Origin of the sequence: Pseudomonas sp. B22129 (assembly GCF_044218875.1) — a bacterium.
Classification (GTDB): Bacteria; Pseudomonadota; Gammaproteobacteria; order Pseudomonadales; family Pseudomonadaceae; genus Aquipseudomonas.
In genome coordinates, this window is sequence record NZ_CP162592.1 from 5,367,820 (window position 1) to 5,385,932 (window position 18,113).

The window sequence follows — 18,113 nt, forward strand, 5'->3', positions numbered from 1 at the left end:
GCGCATGTCCAGAAACGGTCCTTTGGCCCTCGGCTTTCACGGTTTGGTGGTGCTGTTTATGATGGCGCCGCTGGTGGTGGTGTGCCTGGTGGCCTTCACCCCGGAAAACACCTTGAGCATTCCAACGTCGGGCTTCTCCCTGCGCTGGTTTCGCGCGGTGTTCGAGCGCGCTGACTTTATCCAGGCGTTCTATAACAGCCTGATCCTGGCGTTTACCGCCGCCAGCCTGGCCACCTTGATCGCCGTGCCGGCAGCTCTGGCGATCAGCCGTTATCAGTTCCCGGGGCGCAACTTTTTCAGTGCGCTGTTCCTGTCACCGATCATCATCCCGCACCTGGTGCTGGGCGTGGCGATGCTGCGCCTGTTCGCGCTGATGGGCGTCAACGGCAGCTTTACCTGGCTGATGCTGGCGCACGTGGTGATCATCACCCCGTATGTGCTGCGCCTGGTGCTGGCGGCGGCCATCGGCATTGACCGCAGCGCCGAGCAGGCCGCCGAATCCCTCGGTGCCAGCCGCTTTACGCTGTTTCGCCAGATCACCCTGCCGATGATCCTGCCCGGTGTGGCGGGCGGCTGGTTGCTGGCGTTTATCAACAGTTTCGACGAAGTGACGCTGTCGATCTTCGTCAGCTCGCCGGCCACGCAGACCCTGCCGGTGCGCATGTATGTCTACGCCACCGAGTCCATCGACCCGATGATGGCGGCGGTGTCGGCGCTGGTGATCGCGCTGACCGCCGCGACCATGATTCTGCTCGACCGGGTCTATGGCCTGGACCGCGTGCTGGTGGGGAAACATTGATGGCCCTGTTCAAACGCCTGGCCGAAACCGGACGCCCTGCCGTGGCCTTCACCCTGGACGGTCAACCCGCCAGCGGCTTGCTCGGCGACACGCTGCTGACCGCCGTGCTGACCTGCGCCGAACACCTGCGCGGCAGCGATTTCAGCGCCGAACGGCGCGCCGGGTTCTGTTTGATGGGCGCCTGTCAGGATTGCTGGGTGCGGCTGGAAGACGGGCGCCGCGTGCGCGCCTGCTCGACGCTGCTGGAAGAAGGCCAGGCGATCAGCCGCGACCCGGGGCGCCAGCCATGAAGCCCATCGTGATTGTGGGCGCAGGCCCGGCGGGCATCAGCGCGGCACGCACCCTGCTCGACCATGGCGTCAAAGCGTGTCTGGTGGATGAAAGCCTGCGCGGCGGCGGGCAGATTTACCGGCGTCAGCCGGTGGGTTTCCAACGCAGCGCCAAACAGATTTATGGCTTTGAAGCGAGCAAGGCCGAGGCGGTGCATCGCACGATGGATGAACTGGCGCCCTTGATCGACTATCGGCCGCAAACCCTGGTGTGGAACGCCGAGGACGGCCGCCTCGACCTGCTCGACAACGGCCGGGCCGAGAGCATCGAGTACTCAAAAGTCATCGTCGCCACCGGCGCCACTGACCGCATTCTGCCGGTGCCGGGTTGGACCTTGCCGGGTGTCTACAGCCTCGGCGCGGCGCAGATCGCCTTGAAGTATCAGGGCTGCGCCATCGGTGAGCGCGTGGCGTTTTGTGGCAGCGGGCCGTTGCTGTATCTGGTGGCTTATCAATACGCCAAGGCCGGCGCCAAGGTGGTCGCGGTGCTCGACAGTGCGCCGTTCAGCGCGCAATGCCGCGCGTTGCCGGCGTTGCTGCGGCAACCGGCGACCTTGGCCAAGGGCGTGTATTACCGCGCCTGGCTGACGGCCCATGGGGTCCCCGTGCATCAGGGCGCGACGCTTGAGCAGATTGACGGTGAGCAACGGGTCAAGGGTATCCGCTGGGGCAAGCAAACGCTGGAATGCGACGCCGTGGCCTTCGCCCACGCGCTGCGCAGCGAAACGCAACTGGCGGATTTGCTCGGTTGCGAATTCGCCTGGAACCCCTTGAACCGTGCCTGGTTGCCGCAACGTGACAGCGCGGGACGCAGCAGCGTCAAGGGCGTGTACCTGGCCGGCGACGGCGCTGGAATCATGGGCGCCGATGCGGCGCAAATGGCCGGTGAGCGCGCCGCGTTAGCGGTGTTGGAAGATACCGGAGTTGCCATCGATCATCGCCGCCCTGCTGTGCTTGAACAGCAATTGGCGGGCATCCAGCGCTTTCGCCACGGGTTGGAAACCGCGTTCCCCTTCCCCGAACACTGGGCCGCGCAGGCACCGGATCATTTGATCCTGTGCCGCTGCGAAGAAGTCAGCGTGGGCGATGTGCGCGCCGTGGTAGATGAAGGCCATTGGGAGATCAACCGGGTCAAGGCCCATTGCCGCGTCGGCATGGGCCGTTGTCAGGGCCGGATGTGCGGGCTGGCTGCCGCCGAAATAGTTGCTGAACGCAGCGGTCGCGGGGTTGAACAGGTGGGCCGTCTGCGTGGCCAGGCGCCGATCAAACCACTGCCGTTTGGCGTGGAGGTGCAGCCATGATCGACGCCATCGTTTTGGGCGGAGGGATCGTCGGCGCGTCGGCGGCCTTGATGCTCGCGCAAAAAGGCCAGCGTGTGGCGCTGGTCGAACGCGATTTCTGCGGCTCGCACTCCAGTGGCGTCAACTACGGTGGCGTGCGGCGCCAGGGTCGGCCCTTGCATCAATTGCCGTTGTCACAGCGTTCCCATGAGTTGTGGGCCGACTTGCCGGGGTTGATCGGCATTGACGGCGAATACGTGCGCTCCGGGCATTTGAAACTGGCGCGCAGTCAGGCTGACTTCGCCGCGTTGCAGGCGTATGCCGAGCACACCCGTGGCTTTGGCCTGGGCCTGCAACTGCTGGACTACGCCGAACTGCGCGCACGTTTCCCGTGGGTCGGCGATATCGCGGTCGGCGCCTCGCTGTGCCCTGAAGACGGCCACGCCAACCCCCGACTCGTATCACCCGCCTTCGCCCGCGCCGCACAACGCTGCGGTGCCAGCGTCTTTGAGCAGGCTGAAGTGATTCGAATCGAACACGACGGCCGCCAGTTCCAGGTGCATTGCGCCAACGGTGTGCAGCTGCAAGCACCGTGGCTACTCAACTGTGCGGGCGCCTGGGCGGGCACTGTCGCCGAGCAATTCGGCGAGCCGGTGCCGATCACTTCGGCGCACCCGGCGATGCTGGTCACCGAACCTTTGCCGGTGGTGATGAACGTGAGCACCGGCGTTGAAGGCGGCGGGATTTATGCGCGGCAAGTCGCCCGGGGTAACTGCATCCTCGGCGGCGGGCGCGGTTTTGCCCTTGGCCCGCGGCAAGCCCGCCCGGGCCAGGCGGCGGTGCTGGAAATCCTGCGCAATGCCGGCGAGCTGTACCCGTTTCTCAAGGGTGCCCAGGCCATTCGCACCTGGAGCGGCACCGAAGGTTATCTCCCCGATCATGAACCGGTGATCGGCCCCAGCAGCACCCAACCCGGCCTGCTCCATGGTTTCGGCTTTGCCGGCGCCGGGTTCCAGCTCGGCCCCGCGGTCGGTGAAGCCCTGGCAGAGATTGTCTGCGACGGGGCCAGCCGCCATCCCATCGAAGCGTTTTCCATCCGTCGTTTCCAAGCCTGAGAGGAAAAACATCCATGAACACACGTATCGCGCTGTCCTGCTTGTCCCTCGCGTTGCTCGCCTCTACCGCCCACGCGGCGCCCACGCTGTACCTGGGCATGAACGGCGGCACCATGGAACGGGTCTACGCCGACAAGGTGCTGCCCGCGTTCGAAAAGGCCAACAACGTCAAGGTAGTGATCGTGCCCGGCACCTCGTCGGACATCCTCGCCAAGGTCCAGGCCAACAAAGACAACCCGCAGATGCACGTGATGTTCCTCGACGACGGCATCATGTACCGCGCCATTTCCATGGGCCTGTGCGACAAGCTCACGCCAAATCCGACCCTTGACCAGATTCCGGCCAAAGCCAAAATCAAGGATGAAGCCGTGGCCGTGACCCTCGGCGTCACGGGCCTGGGCTACAACGCCAAGATGTTCAAGGAAAAAGGCTGGGCGGCACCGACCTCGTGGATGGACCTGGCCGACCCGCGCTTCAAGGACAAGGTGGTGTTCCAGTCCCTGGCCTCCTCCACCTTCGGCCTGCACGGCTTCCTGATGTTCAACCGCATCCAGGGCGGCTCCGAAACAGACGTGGAGCCGGGCTTCAAGGCCTGGCCGAAAACCATCGGCCCCAACGTACTGGAATACATCGCCAGCTCGGCGAAGATCTCCGAGATGGTGCAAACCGACGAAGCTGCCATCTTTCCGCTCACACCGACCCAGGTCACCACGCAAAAACTGCTGGGCATTCCGATGGAATACGCGCAACCCAAGGAAGGTGCGGTGGTGCTGAACGTGGCTGAATGCGTGATCGCACGCAATGACCAGCCGGAACTGGCGCAGAAACTTGCAGCCTTCCTGCTGACCGCCGAAGCCCAGGCGCCCGCGCTGGAGGAAGGCGACCAGATCCCGTCAAACCCGACCACGCCAACCACCGACAAGACCCGCGCACGGGTTGAGGCGATGCAGGGTTACTTGCAGACAGCCATTTCGATTGATTGGGACCAGGTGAACCAGGCGCGGCCGGAGTGGAATGCGCGGTGGAGCCGGTCGATCGAGCGCTAACCCTCAGCTGCGTTCCCACGCAGAGCGTGGGAACGATCCTATTCAGGGGGTGGCGCCTTAACGCGTGGCCATCTCCGTCAGCTCTTCGCGGGTACGGCTGATTACGGCACCGGCCTTGAGCAATTCATCAACGGCATTGAGGCCGCCTTCTTCGCAGATGCCCCGGCAGGCCGGCAAGTGCAGCACTACTTCCAGATCGGCCCTGAGCAGCTGCAGCGCGGTGGTTTTGACGCAAAAATCCAGGGCCAGGCCGCCGACGATCACCCGGCTGACGCCATGGGCTTTGAGGTACTCGATCACCCCGGTGGACAATTTGTCGTGCAGGTCGTGATAGCAGGCACCGTAGGGGTGCAGGTCGGGTTCCACGCCTTTCCAGATGAAGTAGTCGTAGTCATACGGGGCGGGCAATTCGTCCAGCAAGGTGAAGCCTTCGGTGCCGGGTACGCAGTGGCTGACCCACGTGATATCGGCATGCGCCAGGCCGGTGGGCTGATACATCTCGCTGCGTTCAGTGACCACCCAGGGTGCCTGCGGTGTATGCGCGTCTTTGCTACCGACGCGGTAGCCGGCGAGGCTGGCCATGTAGTTGAGTTCGGCGCCGATCCGGTCGCCACCTGCCACAGGCAACTCATCCGGGCACAGCGGCGTAAAACTCTTCTGTGGGTCGACGTCGAAGGATGCAATGGCAGATTTCGAGAGGGTCATGACGGTTCTCCTGTGGCCCGGAAATTAAAGTACAGGTCATGTACTTTAATTGCATCCACTGAACGCGGTGGAGAATGGCAGTATCAAGTTGCCGTTCGAGCACAGGCGGGTCGTGGCGTGGGTGCTGAAGCTGAAGCCTGGAGATGTTTACTTCTTTGATCGCAGCGTTGCTGACTGATCCGGCTTTCAATAACAATGAAGATCCAATGTGGGAGCGGGCTTGCTCGCGAATGCGGTCTGTCAGTAACAAATATATCGACTGATTCACCGCATTCGCGAGCAAGCCCGCTCCCACATTTCTGGTCAGCGTACAGTTAATTCATCCAATTGCCGCCATCCACGTTATAGGTCTGGGCCACCACGTAATCGGCGTCTTTGGAGGCCAGGAACACCGCCATGCCAGTCAAATCTTCGGCGGTGCCCATGCGCCCGAACGGCACCTCGGCCCCTACCCGCTTCTTCTTCTCGCCGGGCGCCAGCCCTTCGTGTTTGGCGAACATCGCATCCACGCCATCCCAATGCTCACCGTCGACCACACCCGGCGCAATCGCATTGACGTTGATACCCTGCTTGATCAAGTTCAGCCCCGCCGACTGCGTGAGGCTGATCACCGCAGCCTTGGTCGCGCAGTAGATCGCCACCAACGGCTCACCACGGCGCCCAGCCTGGCTGGCCATGTTGATGATCTTGCCGCCATGGCCCTGGCTGATCATCTGCCGTGCCGCGGCCTGCAAGGTGAACAACGTGCCGGCAACGTTGATCGAGAACAGCCGGTCAAAGCTGTCGCGGGTGATGTCGACGATGGGCGCCAGATCGAACAGCGCCGCGTTGTTGATCAAAATATCCAGCTTGCCGGCCTGGGCCACCACGGCGGCAATTGCACCGTCGATGGAAGCTTGGTCCGTGACGTCCATTGCCACCGCGTAGGCCTGTGGGCCCAACTCGGCAGCGGTGGCCTGGGCGCGTTGCAGGTTGATATCAGCGATGGCAACCGTGGCGCCTTCGGCAATGTAGGCCTGGGCGAAGGCGCGGCCGATCCCGCGCGCCGATCCGGTGATCAGCGCGCTTTTACCTTCCAGTCGTTTCATGGGGAGTCCTGTCAGCGTTATTTAGGGTAGCCGGCGCGTTTCATCTCGCGCTCGGTGGTGGACTGGGCTTCAAGCAGCGCCTGGTCAACCGTCATGCCGCCGGTCAACGCCGCCGAAAACAGCTTGCCAACCGAGGTGCCGATGGCCTGGAATTCGGGGATGGTCACGTACTGGATGCCCACGTACGGCACCGGTTTGGCGGACGGGTGCGCGGGGTCGGCGTGTTTCATCATTTCCAGGGTGACTTGGGCAAACGGCGCGGCTTTCAGGTAAGCCTCGTTGTAAGTGGACTGGCGGGTACCTGGCGGTACGTTGGTGATGCCTTCTTTATCGGCGACCAGCTGGATGTAGTCCTTGGACGTAGCCCAGGTAATAAAGGCTTTGGCGGCGTCCTTGTGCTTGGACGTGGCGGGGATTGCCAGGGACCAGGCGTACAGCCACGAGGAGCCCTTGTCGGTGACTTCGGTCGGGGCGGCGGCAAACCCTACGCTGTCCGCCACCTTGCTCTGGCTCTTGTCGGTGGTGAATGAGCCGGCCACGCTGGCATCGACCCACATCGCGCACTTGCCGCTGTTGAACAGCGCCAGGGTTTCGTTGAAGCCGTTGCTGGACACGCCCGGCGGGCCGTATTTTTTCAGGGTATTGACGTAGAAGTTGGCGGCCGCCGTCCACTCCGGGCTGGTCAGCTCAGGCTTCCACTGCTCATCGAACCACCGCGCGCCAAAGGCGTTGGCCATGGTGCTCAGCAGCGCGATGTTCTCCCCCCAACCGGCCTTGCCGCGCAGGCACAGGCCGTATTGGTCTTTGTCTTTGACGGTGAGCTTGGAGGCGAACTCGCCGAGCTGGGTCCAGGTCGGGTGCGCGGGCATGCTCAAGCCGGCCTGTTTGAACAGGTCGGTGCGGTAGTAGGTCACCGTGCTCTCGCCGTAGAACGGCAAGGCATAGAGCGTGTTATTGACCGACAAGCCCTGGCGCACCGAGGGGAAGATGTCGTCGGCGTCGTAATTGGCCGGCAGTTGGGTCAACGGCTCCAGCCAGTGCTTGGCGCCCCACAGCGGGGTTTCGTAGGTGCCGATGGTCAGCACGTCAAACTGGCCGCCCTGGGTGGCAATATCGGTGGTGAGGCGTTGGCGCAGCACGTTTTCTTCGAGCACCACCCAATTGAGCTTGATGTCCGGATGCTGTTCTTCGAACACCTTGGACAGGCGCTGCATGCGGATCATGTCGCTGTTGTTGACCGTGGCGATGGTCACGGTGTCGGCGGCATGGCTGGGCATGGCCAGTGCCAGGCCGGACAGCAGGAACAGCGCTTGCGGGAGCTTGCCTTTGCAGATCGGGAGCATGGCGGTTTCCACCTGTTGTTTTTGTTGTTGAGCGCCGATTACAGCAGCTCTGCCAACCCCTCACAAACGAATGGCGAATCCTCGGCTGATACTTTTTTAACCTGAGGCCCGCGATCAAAAAAGTATCAGTGCCGGGCGAAACCAGGGGTAGCGCCGACACACCGCAGGCGCGTATTTTGAGGTGATTCCAAGTACAACAAAGAAGCCTCGCCATGCCTGTCAGCCGCGCCCAGCTGTTCGAGCACCGCCCTGCCGAACTCGAAGTCATCCTGCCGGAGCCGGACCATTGCTTTCGCTGGTTCGAGCACGATTACCCCTATGACCTGGCGCGCTGGAACCACCATCCCGAATTTGAAATCCACCTGATTCGCCAAGGCAGCGGCAAGTTGGTGGCGGGCGACTATATCGGCGCCTTTTGTGCCGGGCATGTCGCCTTGATCGGCCCGGACCTGCCCCACGACTGGATCGGCGACCTGGCCCCCGGCGAATACCTGACCGGGCGCGATGTGGTCCTGCAGTTCGACGGCGCCGCCCTGCTCGCCCTGCGAGAGACGCTGCCGGAGCTGGGCGACTTGCAGCAGTTGTTCGACAACGCGCGGCGCGGCCTGGCGTTCAGCGGCGACACGGCCGTGCAAGCGGCCCACTTGATGGAAGCCATCGGCAGCGCCCACGGCCTGCAACGGCTGATTTTGTTCCTGCAACTGCTCGATACGCTGAAGAATGCCCCGCCCCAGCACACCCAGGCTTTGGCCAGCCCCTGCTACGCGCCCACTCTGGACGCGCGTAGCGCCGAACGCATCAACAAGGCCTTCGACTACCTGATGCGTGAACTGACCGGCGACTTGCGCCTGTCGGTCATCGCCCGGCAACTGGACATGAGCGAGCCCGGCTTCTCACGCTTCTTCAAACGCAACACCGGCCACGGTTTCATCGACCTGATGCGCAAGTTCCGCGTACAACGCGCCTGCCGCCTGCTGCTGCAAAGTGATATGTCAGTGGCGGATATCTGCTTTGAAGTGGGCTACGCCAACCTGTCCAACTTCAACCGGCATTTTCGGATCGAGATGAACCAGACGCCCAGCGAATACCGGCGCGAAACCGCGATGCATCTGTTCAACCGCATCGAAAAAATGACACCCAGCCAATTTTGACCAAAAGGTCGACTAATCCCCATTTTTTTCAGGCTGATCAACCCCTTGAACAAAGTTGGTACAACCTGTGCAAACGTTTGCGGAACGAACTTGGCAACCAGGTTCACCCTTACCCGCAGAATCGGGTTCAAACCGCGTACGAATAGGGATTTTCAATGCACCCCACCTCAAGGCGTTCGGCCTGCTTTGGTGTTTCCTTGCTACTGGCCGCCGTTACGGGAGTACTCAGTGCCCCCATTTTGGCGCAGGAACAACCCGTCGATGACTCAGCACAGGGCGAAACCCTAAGCCCTGAAACCAAGAGCCCCGAGGCCAGCCCGGCAAAAAAAGGGGCGTACCTGTCGGACTGGTTCAACCAGGACCTGACATTGATCGGCAGCAAAGACATCAGCTTCGGCCCCAAACCGCAGGATGACGTGTACCTGGAATACGAGTACTTCGGCCGCAAAGGCCCGTTTGAACTATACGGCTACATCGACGTACCGAAGATCCTCGGCATCGGTAACAGTAATGACAAAGGCGCGTGGGACCATGGCTCGCCGGTGTTCATGGAGCACGAGCCGCGTATTTCCATCGATTACCTGGCCGGGCGCAGCCTGGCGATTGGGCCGTTCAAGGAATGGTACGTGGCGTTTGACTGGATCTACGACCACGGCAGCAACAAATCAAACCGCGCCAACACCTTGTACAGCGGCCTGGGCACCGACATCGACACGCACTCGCGGGTCAACCTGTCGGCCAACTTCTACGGGCGCTACCAGTGGGAAAACTACGGCGCGAGCAATGAATATTCGTGGGACGGCTACCGCGCGCAAATGAAGTACATCGTGCCGATCACCAGCTTTGAGAACGGCGCTTCGCTGACCTACATCGGCTTTACCAACCACGACTTCGGTTCAAGCCTGCACAAGGACAACCCGGCGCGTACGGCCAACTCCACCGTGGCCACCAACGTGCTGCTGTATTCGTTCACTCACCTGCGCTTCACCCTGGTCGGCCGTTACTTTCATAACGGCGGCAACTGGGAGGATGGCAGCGAGTTGAATTTTGGCGAGGGCAACTTCCGCGCCCGCTCGGATGGCTGGGGTTACTACGCCGGCGTGGGTTACCAATTCTGATAGAGGAGCTTTAGATGAACACATTCACTCGACTCTCGATGGCCGTGGGCCTGGCGTTGCTGCCGCATGTGGTGTTGGCCGACAGCGCACCGATCAAACCCAAAGTCATGCTGATCACTATGTTCGCCCCCGAGGCGCAAACCTGGATCGACCGCCTGGCACTCAAGCAGGAAGTGCGCGTGCCGGGCTTGTCTGCCGAATACCCGGTGATCCGCTGCAACACCCAGGACGTGTGCCTGCTGGTCACCGGCATGGGCCAGACCAACGCGGCCGCGTCCACCCTGGCGTTGGCCTTGTCGCCCAAATTCGACTTGCGCCAGAGCTACTTCCTGATCGCAGGGATCGCCGGTATCAGCCCGAAACACGGGACCATCGGCACTGCCGCCTGGGCGCATTACCTGGTGGAGTTCGGCACCCAGTGGGAGCTCGATTCGCGCGATGCCCCTAAAGACTGGCCAACCGGTTACATCGGCATCAACACCAAAGGGCCGAACGAGAAACCACCGCTGGACTACAAGACCGAAGTCTTCGAGCTGAACCCGAAGCTGCAAGCCAAGGCATTTGCCCTGTCGCAAAAGGTCGAGCTGACGGAAAGCAAGGAATCGGCAGCCTGGCGCAAACACTACCCGGCCGCACCGGCCAACCAGCCGCCGCAAGTCACCCGCTGCGACACCCTGGCGGGCAACACCTGGTTCTCCGGCACGCGTTTGAGCGAACGCGCTGAAGTGTGGACCAAGTTGCTGACTGATAATAAAGGCGAGTACTGCACCACCCAGCAGGAGGACAACTCCACCTACGAAGCCTTGCTGCGCGCGAGCCGCGAAGGGTTGGTGGATATCCAGCGCCTGGCTGTGGTGCGTGCCGGTTCCGATTTCGACCGCCCGTACCCGGGCTACAGCGAAGTGGATAACCTGCTGAAATACGCAGACCAGGGCGGTTTTGTACCGGCGCTGGAGAACCTGTATCGCACGGGTAATCCGCTGGTACAGGCGATCCTGAAAAACTGGTCGGCGTGGGAAAAAGGCGTTCCAGAGGCCTGAAGAACATCAAGCTGTTGGAGCTGGCTTGCCGGCGATGGCGGTCTGTCAGCCAGTGATTTGTTGACTGGCCCACCGCTATCGCAGGCAAGCCAGCTCCCACATTTTTTAACCGTGTGAACCGCTAGGCCGCTGGATGGGCCGGGAGATTTGTGCTGTCTTGATCATGGTGGAACTTGCGGTCAAACAAGGAGGGGTGAAAGCTGAACGCGGGTTGACCGGCCGGAACCAGGGATCCGGCATACCCGAAGGTATCCCGCGCACTGGTTAAGTCGGACGGTCAAATCCGGTCGCTGAATTGGCAGCGACGGCGGTGAGGTTAGTCAGCCGCCTTCCGAGCCACAACCTGAAACCTGCGTGGGAAACGTCCGATCGACAGATGCTGCTGAAGCCCTGTGGAGATTAAAACCTGTGGGAGCTGGCTTGCCTGCGATAGCGGTCTGTCAGCCAGTGAGTTGTTGGCTGGCCCACCGCTATCGCAGGCAAGCCAGCTCCCACATTTTTATCACCGTGTTAAGGCAGGAAGATGATCTTGTCCGCGCTGCCGCTGTTCACTTCCTCGTAACACTGCACGCCATCAGCCAACGCGAATTCGCGCAGCCCTGTCGGCAGCGGCAGCAAATCTTCATCAAAAAACCGCCCGAATTGCTCCAGCATCACCGCGCACTGTTCGCAGTTGTAGAGCAACGAATTGATCCCCACCACCGAACCACCCTTGCGGTACAGGGCCAGGGCTGGCAGTTGCACATGACCGTCAACCGGCGCCGCAATGATGGCGATACGGCCAAACGGAGCCAAAGCCGCAACCGCCGCCGGCAGCCAGAAACCGGTCGTATCAAAGATTACATCCGCCCCGCCCTTGAACACGGCATTCACCTGCGCACCCAATGCCTCCGGCTGGCCCAAGGCGATGGCATCAAAACCTTGTGCTTTGAGCACTTCAACCTGATCCGCCTTGCGCACCGCCCCCAGCACCTCGGCACCGCGAATCTTCGCCAGCGCCAGCGCCGCACTGCCCACCGCGCCGTTTGCACCGATCACCAGCAAGCGTGTGCCTTTGCCGACACCGCTGCGCTCCAGCGCATCCCAGGCGGTGGTGTACGGCACGCCGAGGCTGGCGGCCTGGGTGAAACTCAAGTGAGTGGGCTTGTGCGCCACGCCCTTGGCCGACACGGTGAGAAATTGCGCGTGGGAACCGTCGGCAAAAAAACCGAGGTCGCGCCCGGTGCCCCAGACTTCCTGGCCGACCAGCTCTTGCGGGCCGTCCACCACCACCCCGGCAAAATCACGCCCGGGAATGCGCGGCAGCGTGGTGTAGGGGAAACGACCGAGCACGTTTTTCACATCGCTGGGGTTCAGGCCGGCGGCTTTGATCTGTACCAGCACTTCACCGGCCGCCGGTACGGGCGTGGCAACGTCTGTGAAGCTCAAGGAAGCGAGGTCGCCGGTGGCGGAAAATTGCAGTGCTTTCATGGCAGATATCCATCGAAGGGAAAAGAGATCAGGACAACCAACCGCTGACCAGCTGCCGGCCCATGGGCCACAGCTGTTCGCCCAGCAACATGCCCATCAGGCCGACCAGCGCGATGGCCGGCGGCGCGGGCGAGCGGAAGTCCAAGGCACCGTAGATCACGCCGACAAACAGGCCGATGGCGAGGGAAATCAGGTAGTTCATGGTGGGTGGCGCCTTGTGGGTTGATGGGCTCAGTGTAGAGAGCCCATTGCGAAAGCATCGGCCAAAGGCTTCAGGATTTCGGCCAACCCGTCAGCCGACGTACTGCGAGGGGGCCACACCCAGTTCCCGGCGGAACATGTCGCTGAAGCTGCTTGGCGAATAGCCCAGGGACCGCGCGATACCGCTCACCGACTGGCCCTGAATCAACTCCGCCACCGCCGTGGCCAGTTGCACCTGGCGGCGCCATTCGGCGAAGCCCATGCCCAGATGGTTCTGGAACAGCCGCGCCAGGGTGCGCACACTGGCCCCGGCGGATTCGGCGTGTTGCTCGAATGGGATCTCCAGGGACGGCGCGGCCATGACCGCCTGACAGGCGTTGATCAAGCGGCGGTCAGCCTCCAGCGGCATGGCGATGCGAATCTGCGAGCGGCGCGCCCGTTGCAGCTCCAGCAAAGCCAAGCCAACCACAGCGTCGTAATAGGCCGAGTCGCCGTTATCACCCTGATCGACCAAGGTAATGATCAGTTCGCGCAACAGTGCGCCAACCTCAATCACCTGTACCTGAGTGTCCAGCGTTGCCGCCAGCGCCGGGCGCAGGTAGATATTGCGCATCTGCAAATCCGAGACCACACGAATGCCGTGCTCAACGCCCGGCGGCAGCCACACGGCGCGTTGCGGAGGCACCACCAACGCTTCGCGGGGCGTCTCGACCCACATCACGCCGCTCATGGCATACAGCAATTGGCCCCAATCATGGCTGTGGGGTTCGATGTACAGCCCACGCGGATACGTACGCGCCAGGGGTTGCACGGGAACGGCGTGATCACTGAGGTCGGGGGGCGCGGCCAGGGCCATGAAGAACACATCAATAAGGGTGAGCGGCCATGGTAATGACCGCCACCCGACAAACCGAGGGATTTTTTGCGTTTTCAGCCGTGGGCAGACTTGGTGCACTCGCAGCCCGTCGCCGAAGCGCAAGGCTCGCCATGGGCATGGTGCTCGGCGCAACCCTTGCAGCAATAGCCTTTACCGTCCTTCATCACCGCATCTTTGCCCAGCACGCATTTGCAGTGGGGGCAGGCACAGGTTTTATCAGCCATGGTCAGACTCCTTTTTCATGGTCGTCCAGGTGCGGCGGGCGCCGTACCTTAAGAGGTGACTATAGAAGAGGATCCGGGGTTCATTTCCTTTAATCGGCCAGGCGGCTATTGCTGCGGTACATGAACACCAGCGCCAGGGCCAGCAACAGCATGGCCAGGATGCGGCTACCCGACAACTCAATGGCCGGGTTGCCCAGCCAGCCGAAGTTGTCGATCAACATGCCCATGCCCAATTGCCCGACGATCACCGCCACCGTCGCCACCGCCGTGCCAACCACCGGCACCGCGCCGACCATGACCATCATGTACACCACCCCGAACAGTGCGCCGGTCAGTTGCCATTTCGGCACATCCAACAGGCTGACGGCCTGAGCGGGTTCGAAGAAAAAAATCAGCAGTGCAGTGGTGATCGCGCCGACTGCAAACGTCAGCAAGCTGCTACGCAACACGCCCACCGTCTGACCCAGGCGCCCGTTGATCGCGGCCTGCACACTCAACACCGCACCGGCGGCAATCACCAGCACCAATAACAAAATCAGGTTCATCGCCTTACCCTCTCGCAATCAGAACAAGCGCCGCCACAATCAACGCCAGGGCTATCCAGCGTTCGCTATTGACCCGCTTGCGCGCAGTGCCGAACCAGCCGAAATGGTCGATCAGCACGCTCTTGCCGACCTGGCCCGACAGGATCGCGATCATCGTCATGGCAATCCCGATATGCGGCGTCGCCAGGGTCAGCACCACCACATACATCGGCCCCAGAAAGCCGCCGATCAGTTGCCAGCGGGGCAAGTCGGTCAGCGCCGGGCCCTGCTGCGGGCCGCTGAACAACAGCAGCAAAAACAGAATGGCCGTACCCACGCCGAAAATACTCAAGGTCGCCCACAAATGGCCCACCTGCACGCCCAACGGCCCGAGCAAGCCCGCTTCGACCGACAGGCCCATGCCTGCCAGGATCACCAGTGGCAGCAACAACAAACGGAGTAGGTTTTTCTTTGGCGTGGCCTGCGCCACAGCCTCGGTAGAACTTGCCTGCATACATCACCTGAGCGTCAAGAAAGGAAACATGGCGCGCATTATCCGGTGGCCGCCTTGTGCGATAAATGGGAGCATGCAGATAACACCTTTGCGCAATACGCACAGCATGGAGCCAGAATGCAGGGTTTGAATGAACTGAGTTTCAAGGCGTTGCGCCTGTTCGTTGCCGTGCTCGACCATGGCAGTTTTTCTGAAGTGGCTCGCCGTGAAGGCTTGGCGCCCTCCTCCATCTCGCGGCAGATCCAGTTGATGGAACAGGCGCTCGGCCAACAGTTGCTCTATCGCCACACCCGCGCGGTCAGCCCCACCGAGGCCGGGCGCCTGCTCGGGCATCACGCACGCTTGATGCTGGAGCAGCTGGAAAGCGCCAGCCAGGCCTTGCAGGAACAGGAAGCCGAGCCCAGCGGGCTGGTGCGCATCAATGCGCCGATGGTGTTTGGCCAGCGCCACCTCTCACCCTGGCTGGGTGAGTTGTGCCGACGCTATCCGAAATTGCAGTTGGATATCCAGCAGACCGACACCTACGTCGACCCGCTGCAAGACGGCACCGACTTGCTGTTTCGCATCGGCGTGCTCAACGACTCCGGCATGCAGGCGCGCATTTTCGCACCCCAGCGCTTTCGTCTCGCCGCCAGCCCCGCCTACCTCGCGCAGCACGGAACGCCCAGGCACCCGGACGAACTGGTGAACCATCAATGCCTGGCCTACAAAGGCATCACCGGCCAGCAGCGCTGGTTCTTTCGCCGAGGTGGCGGCGAGTGGACGCCCTACAGCGTCAAGGGCCCCATCACCGGCAACCACGCCGACACCCTCACCCACGCCGCCGAGCAGGGCCTGGGGCTGGTGGTGTTTCCGTCCTGGCTGATCGGCGAGGGGCTGCGCGCGGGGACCTTGCAGGCGGTGCTGACGGAATACGAGGTGGCGACAACGCTGGAGCCTCAGCAAATAGCGGCTTTGTGGCCGGGCAGCCGGCGGTTGTCGCTGAAGGTGCGCACGGTGATTGATTATTTTGTGGAGTGTTTCGGGACGGTGCCGTATTGGGACAGGTAAGTGGTTTTGACCCAGCGGAGCGTTTCTCGTGAAGAAATTTCCTCATTACGTAAGTAGGCTCATTCTGAATTCACTGGCCACTATTCCTGACGACAGCGTGCAGCATGCAGACTTTGGCGAAATCCTTTTTGGAGAGATGCCATGACTGTCATTTACCACAAGCCATCACGCGCCGAACGAGCCGCTTTAACCAGTAGTCGGGCCATTTTTGATAGCTCACGCAGTTTTGGCTATATTTGGCCAAAACAGGGAGACAACCCAATGATTGTCGTGCCGCTGGGTGAAGCTAAAAATAACCTTTCGAAACTCGTTGATGAGGCCGCGTCCGGCAAAATCATCACCATCGCCAAACACGGGCGTGCAATGGCCCAACTCGTTCCGGTGGGGAAAACCACCGGGCGGCGGATCGGTGCCCTGAAAGGACAACTCGACATCCCCGAAGACTTTGATGCGCCCCTGCCGGACGATCTGCTGGAAGCGTTTGAGGGCAGTCATTCATGAGAGTGCTGCTGGATACTCATATTCTGTTGTGGGCATTGAATGATGATCCCAGGCTATCCAGCAAAGCCCGAAAACTGATTGAAAATGCTGCCGAGATTTACGTCAGTGCTGCAACGTTCTGGGAGATGGCCATCAAGGTTGGCACAGGGAAACTCAATGTAGACCTGGCCCAAATCCACGAGTGTTGCCTGCAAATTGGTTTTATCGAGTTACCCGTCACATCGGAACACGCCATGGCCGTAAAAGACCTTGAACACCACCACAAGGACCCTTTTGACCGGCTGATCGTTGCCGCAGCCATCAGCGAGCCGATGAAGCTTTTGACGGCCGACCCCCACGTTGCTTGCTACACACCCTTGGCATTACTGGTCTAGATCAGCCTCTGAACTCAAAACAAAAACTGCCCGATCAACCAGGCATTCGCGCCACTGATCACCGCAAATAAAAACCACGCCAGCAAGCGCGTGGGCAACCGGTTAACGAAAGGCCCCATCAACTGCTTGTCGTCGGTCATGCGGATCAGCGGGTACAGCGCAAACGGCAACTGCAGGCTGAGCACCACCTGGCTGAGAATCAGCAGTTTGCCGATGGCATCGTCGCCCATCAGCCACACGCCTAAAAACGCAGGGATCAGCGCCAGCCCACGGGTGATCAGGCGCCGCTGCCAGCAGGGAATACGCAGGTTGAGGTAACCCTCCATGATCACTTGGCCAGCGATGGTGCCGGTGAAGGTCGAACTCTGCCCGGAGGCCAGCAAGGCGATGCCGAACAGGATGCTGGCAAAAGCGCCGCCCACCAGGGGGTCGAGCAGGTGGTAGGCGTCCTGAATCTCGACCACTTCCGTATGGCCGGTCTTGTAGAACGCCGCAGCGGCGAGTACCAGAATCGCCGCATTGACCAGCAAAGCCAGGGCCAGGGAGCCAATGGTATCGATACGCGCCAGCTTGACTGCATCCTGCTTGCTGGCGAGGTCTTTGCCGATCAGGCGGGTCTGTACTATCGAGGTGTGCAAGTAGAGGTTATGGGGCATCACCGTGGCGCCCAGAATGCCGATGGCCAGGTACAGCGGCGCGGCGTCGCTGATAGCCGACAGAGACGGGGTGAAACCGCTGAACACGTCCGGCCAGTAAGGCTTGATCAGCACCAGCTCGATGAAGAAACACACGCCGATGGTCGCCACCAGCGCCAGCATGATTGCTTCGAGGCGGCGGAACCCTCGGTTTTGCAGGGCCAAAATCAGTAGAGTGTCGAACGCAGTAATGACGATGCCGGTGGTCAGCGACACGCCGAGCAACAGGTGAAATGCCAACGCGCAGCCGAGCACTTCGGCAAGGTCGGTGGCGATGATGGAGATTTCCGCCAATACCCACTGGGTCCGTGACGATCGTTTGCTGTAGCGTTCACGGCATAGCTGAGCCAGGTCCTTGCCGGTGGCGATACCGAGCCGCGAGCACAGGCACTGCACCGCCATGCCGGCCAGGCTGGCCAGCAATACCACGAACAACAGGCTGTAGCCGTAGCGCGAACCCGCCTCAATGGCCGTGGCCCAGTTGCCCGGGTCCATGTAGCCGATAGAGACCAGCAGGCCGGGGCCGGCGAACATTAGTGCACGCTTGAAGAACGAAGCCTTGGGGTCAACGACCACGGAGCCGGCCACTTCCGGCGGGCAGAACGGGGCGGTGGCGATTTTCGGCAGGCTGAATTTCACGCGGTATCCCAGGCAAACACACAATAATGA

At 61.5% G+C, this 18,113-nt stretch carries 21 protein-coding genes; 11 read left to right on the forward strand and 10 right to left on the reverse strand.

The genetic code is table 11. The features are described from left to right. The first annotated feature begins 4 nt into the window (after positions 1-4). The 5 genes from AB4P94_RS24430 to AB4P94_RS24450 are packed head-to-tail and all read left to right on the forward strand — an operon-like array spanning position 5 to position 4,569. Positions 5-799: an ABC transporter permease gene (locus tag AB4P94_RS24430; RefSeq protein ID WP_078743198.1), complete on the forward strand. Its 795-nt coding sequence runs from the start codon at positions 5-7 to the stop codon at positions 797-799. Beyond that, positions 799-1,089: a (2Fe-2S)-binding protein gene (locus AB4P94_RS24435; RefSeq protein WP_395607869.1), complete on the forward strand. Its 291-nt coding sequence runs from the start codon at positions 799-801 to the stop codon at positions 1,087-1,089. Before AB4P94_RS24430 ends, AB4P94_RS24435 begins: the two co-directional genes overlap by 1 nt. Then, the gene (locus AB4P94_RS24440; RefSeq protein WP_395607870.1) at positions 1,086-2,429 is read left to right on the forward strand and encodes an FAD-dependent oxidoreductase; all 1,344 of its coding nucleotides are present in this window, start codon (positions 1,086-1,088) and stop codon (positions 2,427-2,429) included. The genes AB4P94_RS24435 and AB4P94_RS24440 overlap by 4 nt, the downstream gene beginning before the upstream one ends. Next, positions 2,426-3,523 carry an NAD(P)/FAD-dependent oxidoreductase gene (locus AB4P94_RS24445; RefSeq protein ID WP_395607871.1) on the forward strand — a complete coding sequence of 366 codons (1,098 nt, stop codon included), beginning with the start codon at positions 2,426-2,428 and terminating at the stop codon, positions 3,521-3,523. Before AB4P94_RS24440 ends, AB4P94_RS24445 begins: the two co-directional genes overlap by 4 nt. A 14-nt stretch (positions 3,524-3,537) precedes the next feature. Then, complete coding sequence (locus tag AB4P94_RS24450) at positions 3,538-4,569, forward strand: ABC transporter substrate-binding protein (protein ID WP_395607872.1); 1,032 nt, start codon at positions 3,538-3,540, stop codon at positions 4,567-4,569. A gap of 57 nt (positions 4,570-4,626) precedes the next feature. Here the strand turns inward: AB4P94_RS24450 and AB4P94_RS24455 are convergent, their stop codons facing one another. From AB4P94_RS24455 to AB4P94_RS24465, 3 genes are all read right to left on the reverse strand, one after another. Then, on the reverse strand, positions 4,627-5,274 hold the full coding sequence (locus tag AB4P94_RS24455) for an isochorismatase family protein (protein ID WP_395607873.1): 648 nt from the start codon (positions 5,272-5,274) through the stop codon (positions 4,627-4,629). Between the two features lie 314 nt (positions 5,275-5,588). Continuing rightward, entirely contained in the window at positions 5,589-6,362 is a 774-nt protein-coding gene (locus AB4P94_RS24460) for an L-iditol 2-dehydrogenase (RefSeq protein WP_395607874.1), read from the reverse strand. A gap of 17 nt (positions 6,363-6,379) precedes the next feature. Beyond that, positions 6,380-7,639 (reverse strand): ABC transporter substrate-binding protein, encoded by a 1,260-nt coding sequence (locus AB4P94_RS24465; protein WP_395611385.1) that lies wholly within the window; start codon positions 7,637-7,639, stop codon positions 6,380-6,382. A gap of 278 nt (positions 7,640-7,917) precedes the next feature. Here AB4P94_RS24465 and AB4P94_RS24470 point away from each other — a divergent pair, with 278 nt between their 5' ends. The 3 genes from AB4P94_RS24470 to AB4P94_RS24480 all read left to right on the forward strand — a co-directional run bounded on the left by AB4P94_RS24470 (position 7,918) and on the right by AB4P94_RS24480 (position 11,014). Beyond that, entirely contained in the window at positions 7,918-8,856 is a 939-nt protein-coding gene (locus tag AB4P94_RS24470; protein WP_395607875.1) for an AraC family transcriptional regulator, read from the forward strand. Between the two features lie 155 nt (positions 8,857-9,011). Beyond that, positions 9,012-9,974, forward strand: a complete 963-nt coding sequence (locus tag AB4P94_RS24475) for a nucleoside-specific channel-forming protein Tsx (protein WP_395607876.1) — start codon at positions 9,012-9,014, stop codon at positions 9,972-9,974. Between the two features lie 14 nt (positions 9,975-9,988). Then, positions 9,989-11,014 (forward strand): purine-nucleoside phosphorylase, encoded by a 1,026-nt coding sequence (locus AB4P94_RS24480; RefSeq protein WP_395607877.1) that lies wholly within the window; start codon positions 9,989-9,991, stop codon positions 11,012-11,014. A gap of 510 nt (positions 11,015-11,524) precedes the next feature. Here AB4P94_RS24480 and AB4P94_RS24485 read toward each other — a convergent pair. The 6 genes from AB4P94_RS24485 to AB4P94_RS24510 form a co-directional block, all read right to left on the reverse strand. Beyond that, positions 11,525-12,484, reverse strand: coding sequence for a zinc-binding alcohol dehydrogenase family protein (locus AB4P94_RS24485; protein WP_395607878.1), 960 nt, complete (start codon positions 12,482-12,484; stop codon positions 11,525-11,527). A gap of 28 nt (positions 12,485-12,512) precedes the next feature. After that, positions 12,513-12,686: a DUF1427 family protein gene (locus tag AB4P94_RS24490; protein ID WP_074851542.1), complete on the reverse strand. Its 174-nt coding sequence runs from the start codon at positions 12,684-12,686 to the stop codon at positions 12,513-12,515. A 90-nt stretch (positions 12,687-12,776) separates the two neighbouring features. Beyond that, positions 12,777-13,541, reverse strand: coding sequence for an AraC family transcriptional regulator (locus AB4P94_RS24495; protein WP_395607879.1), 765 nt, complete (start codon positions 13,539-13,541; stop codon positions 12,777-12,779). A 74-nt stretch (positions 13,542-13,615) separates the two neighbouring features. Continuing rightward, the gene (locus tag AB4P94_RS24500) at positions 13,616-13,786 is read right to left on the reverse strand and encodes a metallothionein (RefSeq protein WP_016974542.1); all 171 of its coding nucleotides are present in this window, start codon (positions 13,784-13,786) and stop codon (positions 13,616-13,618) included. Positions 13,787-13,875: 89 nt separating this feature from the next. Beyond that, a complete protein-coding gene (locus AB4P94_RS24505) occupies positions 13,876-14,331 on the reverse strand; it encodes a DMT family transporter (protein WP_069787214.1) in 456 nt (151 codons plus the stop codon). Between the two features lie 4 nt (positions 14,332-14,335). Beyond that, positions 14,336-14,824 carry a DMT family transporter gene (locus AB4P94_RS24510; RefSeq protein ID WP_395607880.1) on the reverse strand — a complete coding sequence of 163 codons (489 nt, stop codon included), beginning with the start codon at positions 14,822-14,824 and terminating at the stop codon, positions 14,336-14,338. Between the two features lie 117 nt (positions 14,825-14,941). Between AB4P94_RS24510 and AB4P94_RS24515 the strand changes: the two genes are divergently transcribed. From AB4P94_RS24515 to AB4P94_RS24525, 3 genes are all read left to right on the forward strand, one after another. Next, complete coding sequence (locus tag AB4P94_RS24515) at positions 14,942-15,874, forward strand: LysR family transcriptional regulator (RefSeq protein ID WP_395607881.1); 933 nt, start codon at positions 14,942-14,944, stop codon at positions 15,872-15,874. Between the two features lie 141 nt (positions 15,875-16,015). Then, complete coding sequence (locus AB4P94_RS24520; RefSeq protein WP_395607882.1) at positions 16,016-16,375, forward strand: type II toxin-antitoxin system Phd/YefM family antitoxin; 360 nt, start codon at positions 16,016-16,018, stop codon at positions 16,373-16,375. Continuing rightward, entirely contained in the window at positions 16,372-16,749 is a 378-nt protein-coding gene (locus AB4P94_RS24525; RefSeq protein ID WP_395607883.1) for a type II toxin-antitoxin system VapC family toxin, read from the forward strand. Before AB4P94_RS24520 ends, AB4P94_RS24525 begins: the two co-directional genes overlap by 4 nt. 14 nt (positions 16,750-16,763) lie before the next feature. On the opposite strand, the gene AB4P94_RS24530 is transcribed toward AB4P94_RS24525, so the two are convergent. Next, positions 16,764-18,083, reverse strand: a complete 1,320-nt coding sequence (locus AB4P94_RS24530) for an Nramp family divalent metal transporter (RefSeq protein WP_395607884.1) — start codon at positions 18,081-18,083, stop codon at positions 16,764-16,766. Between the last annotated feature and the right edge of the window lie 30 nt (positions 18,084-18,113).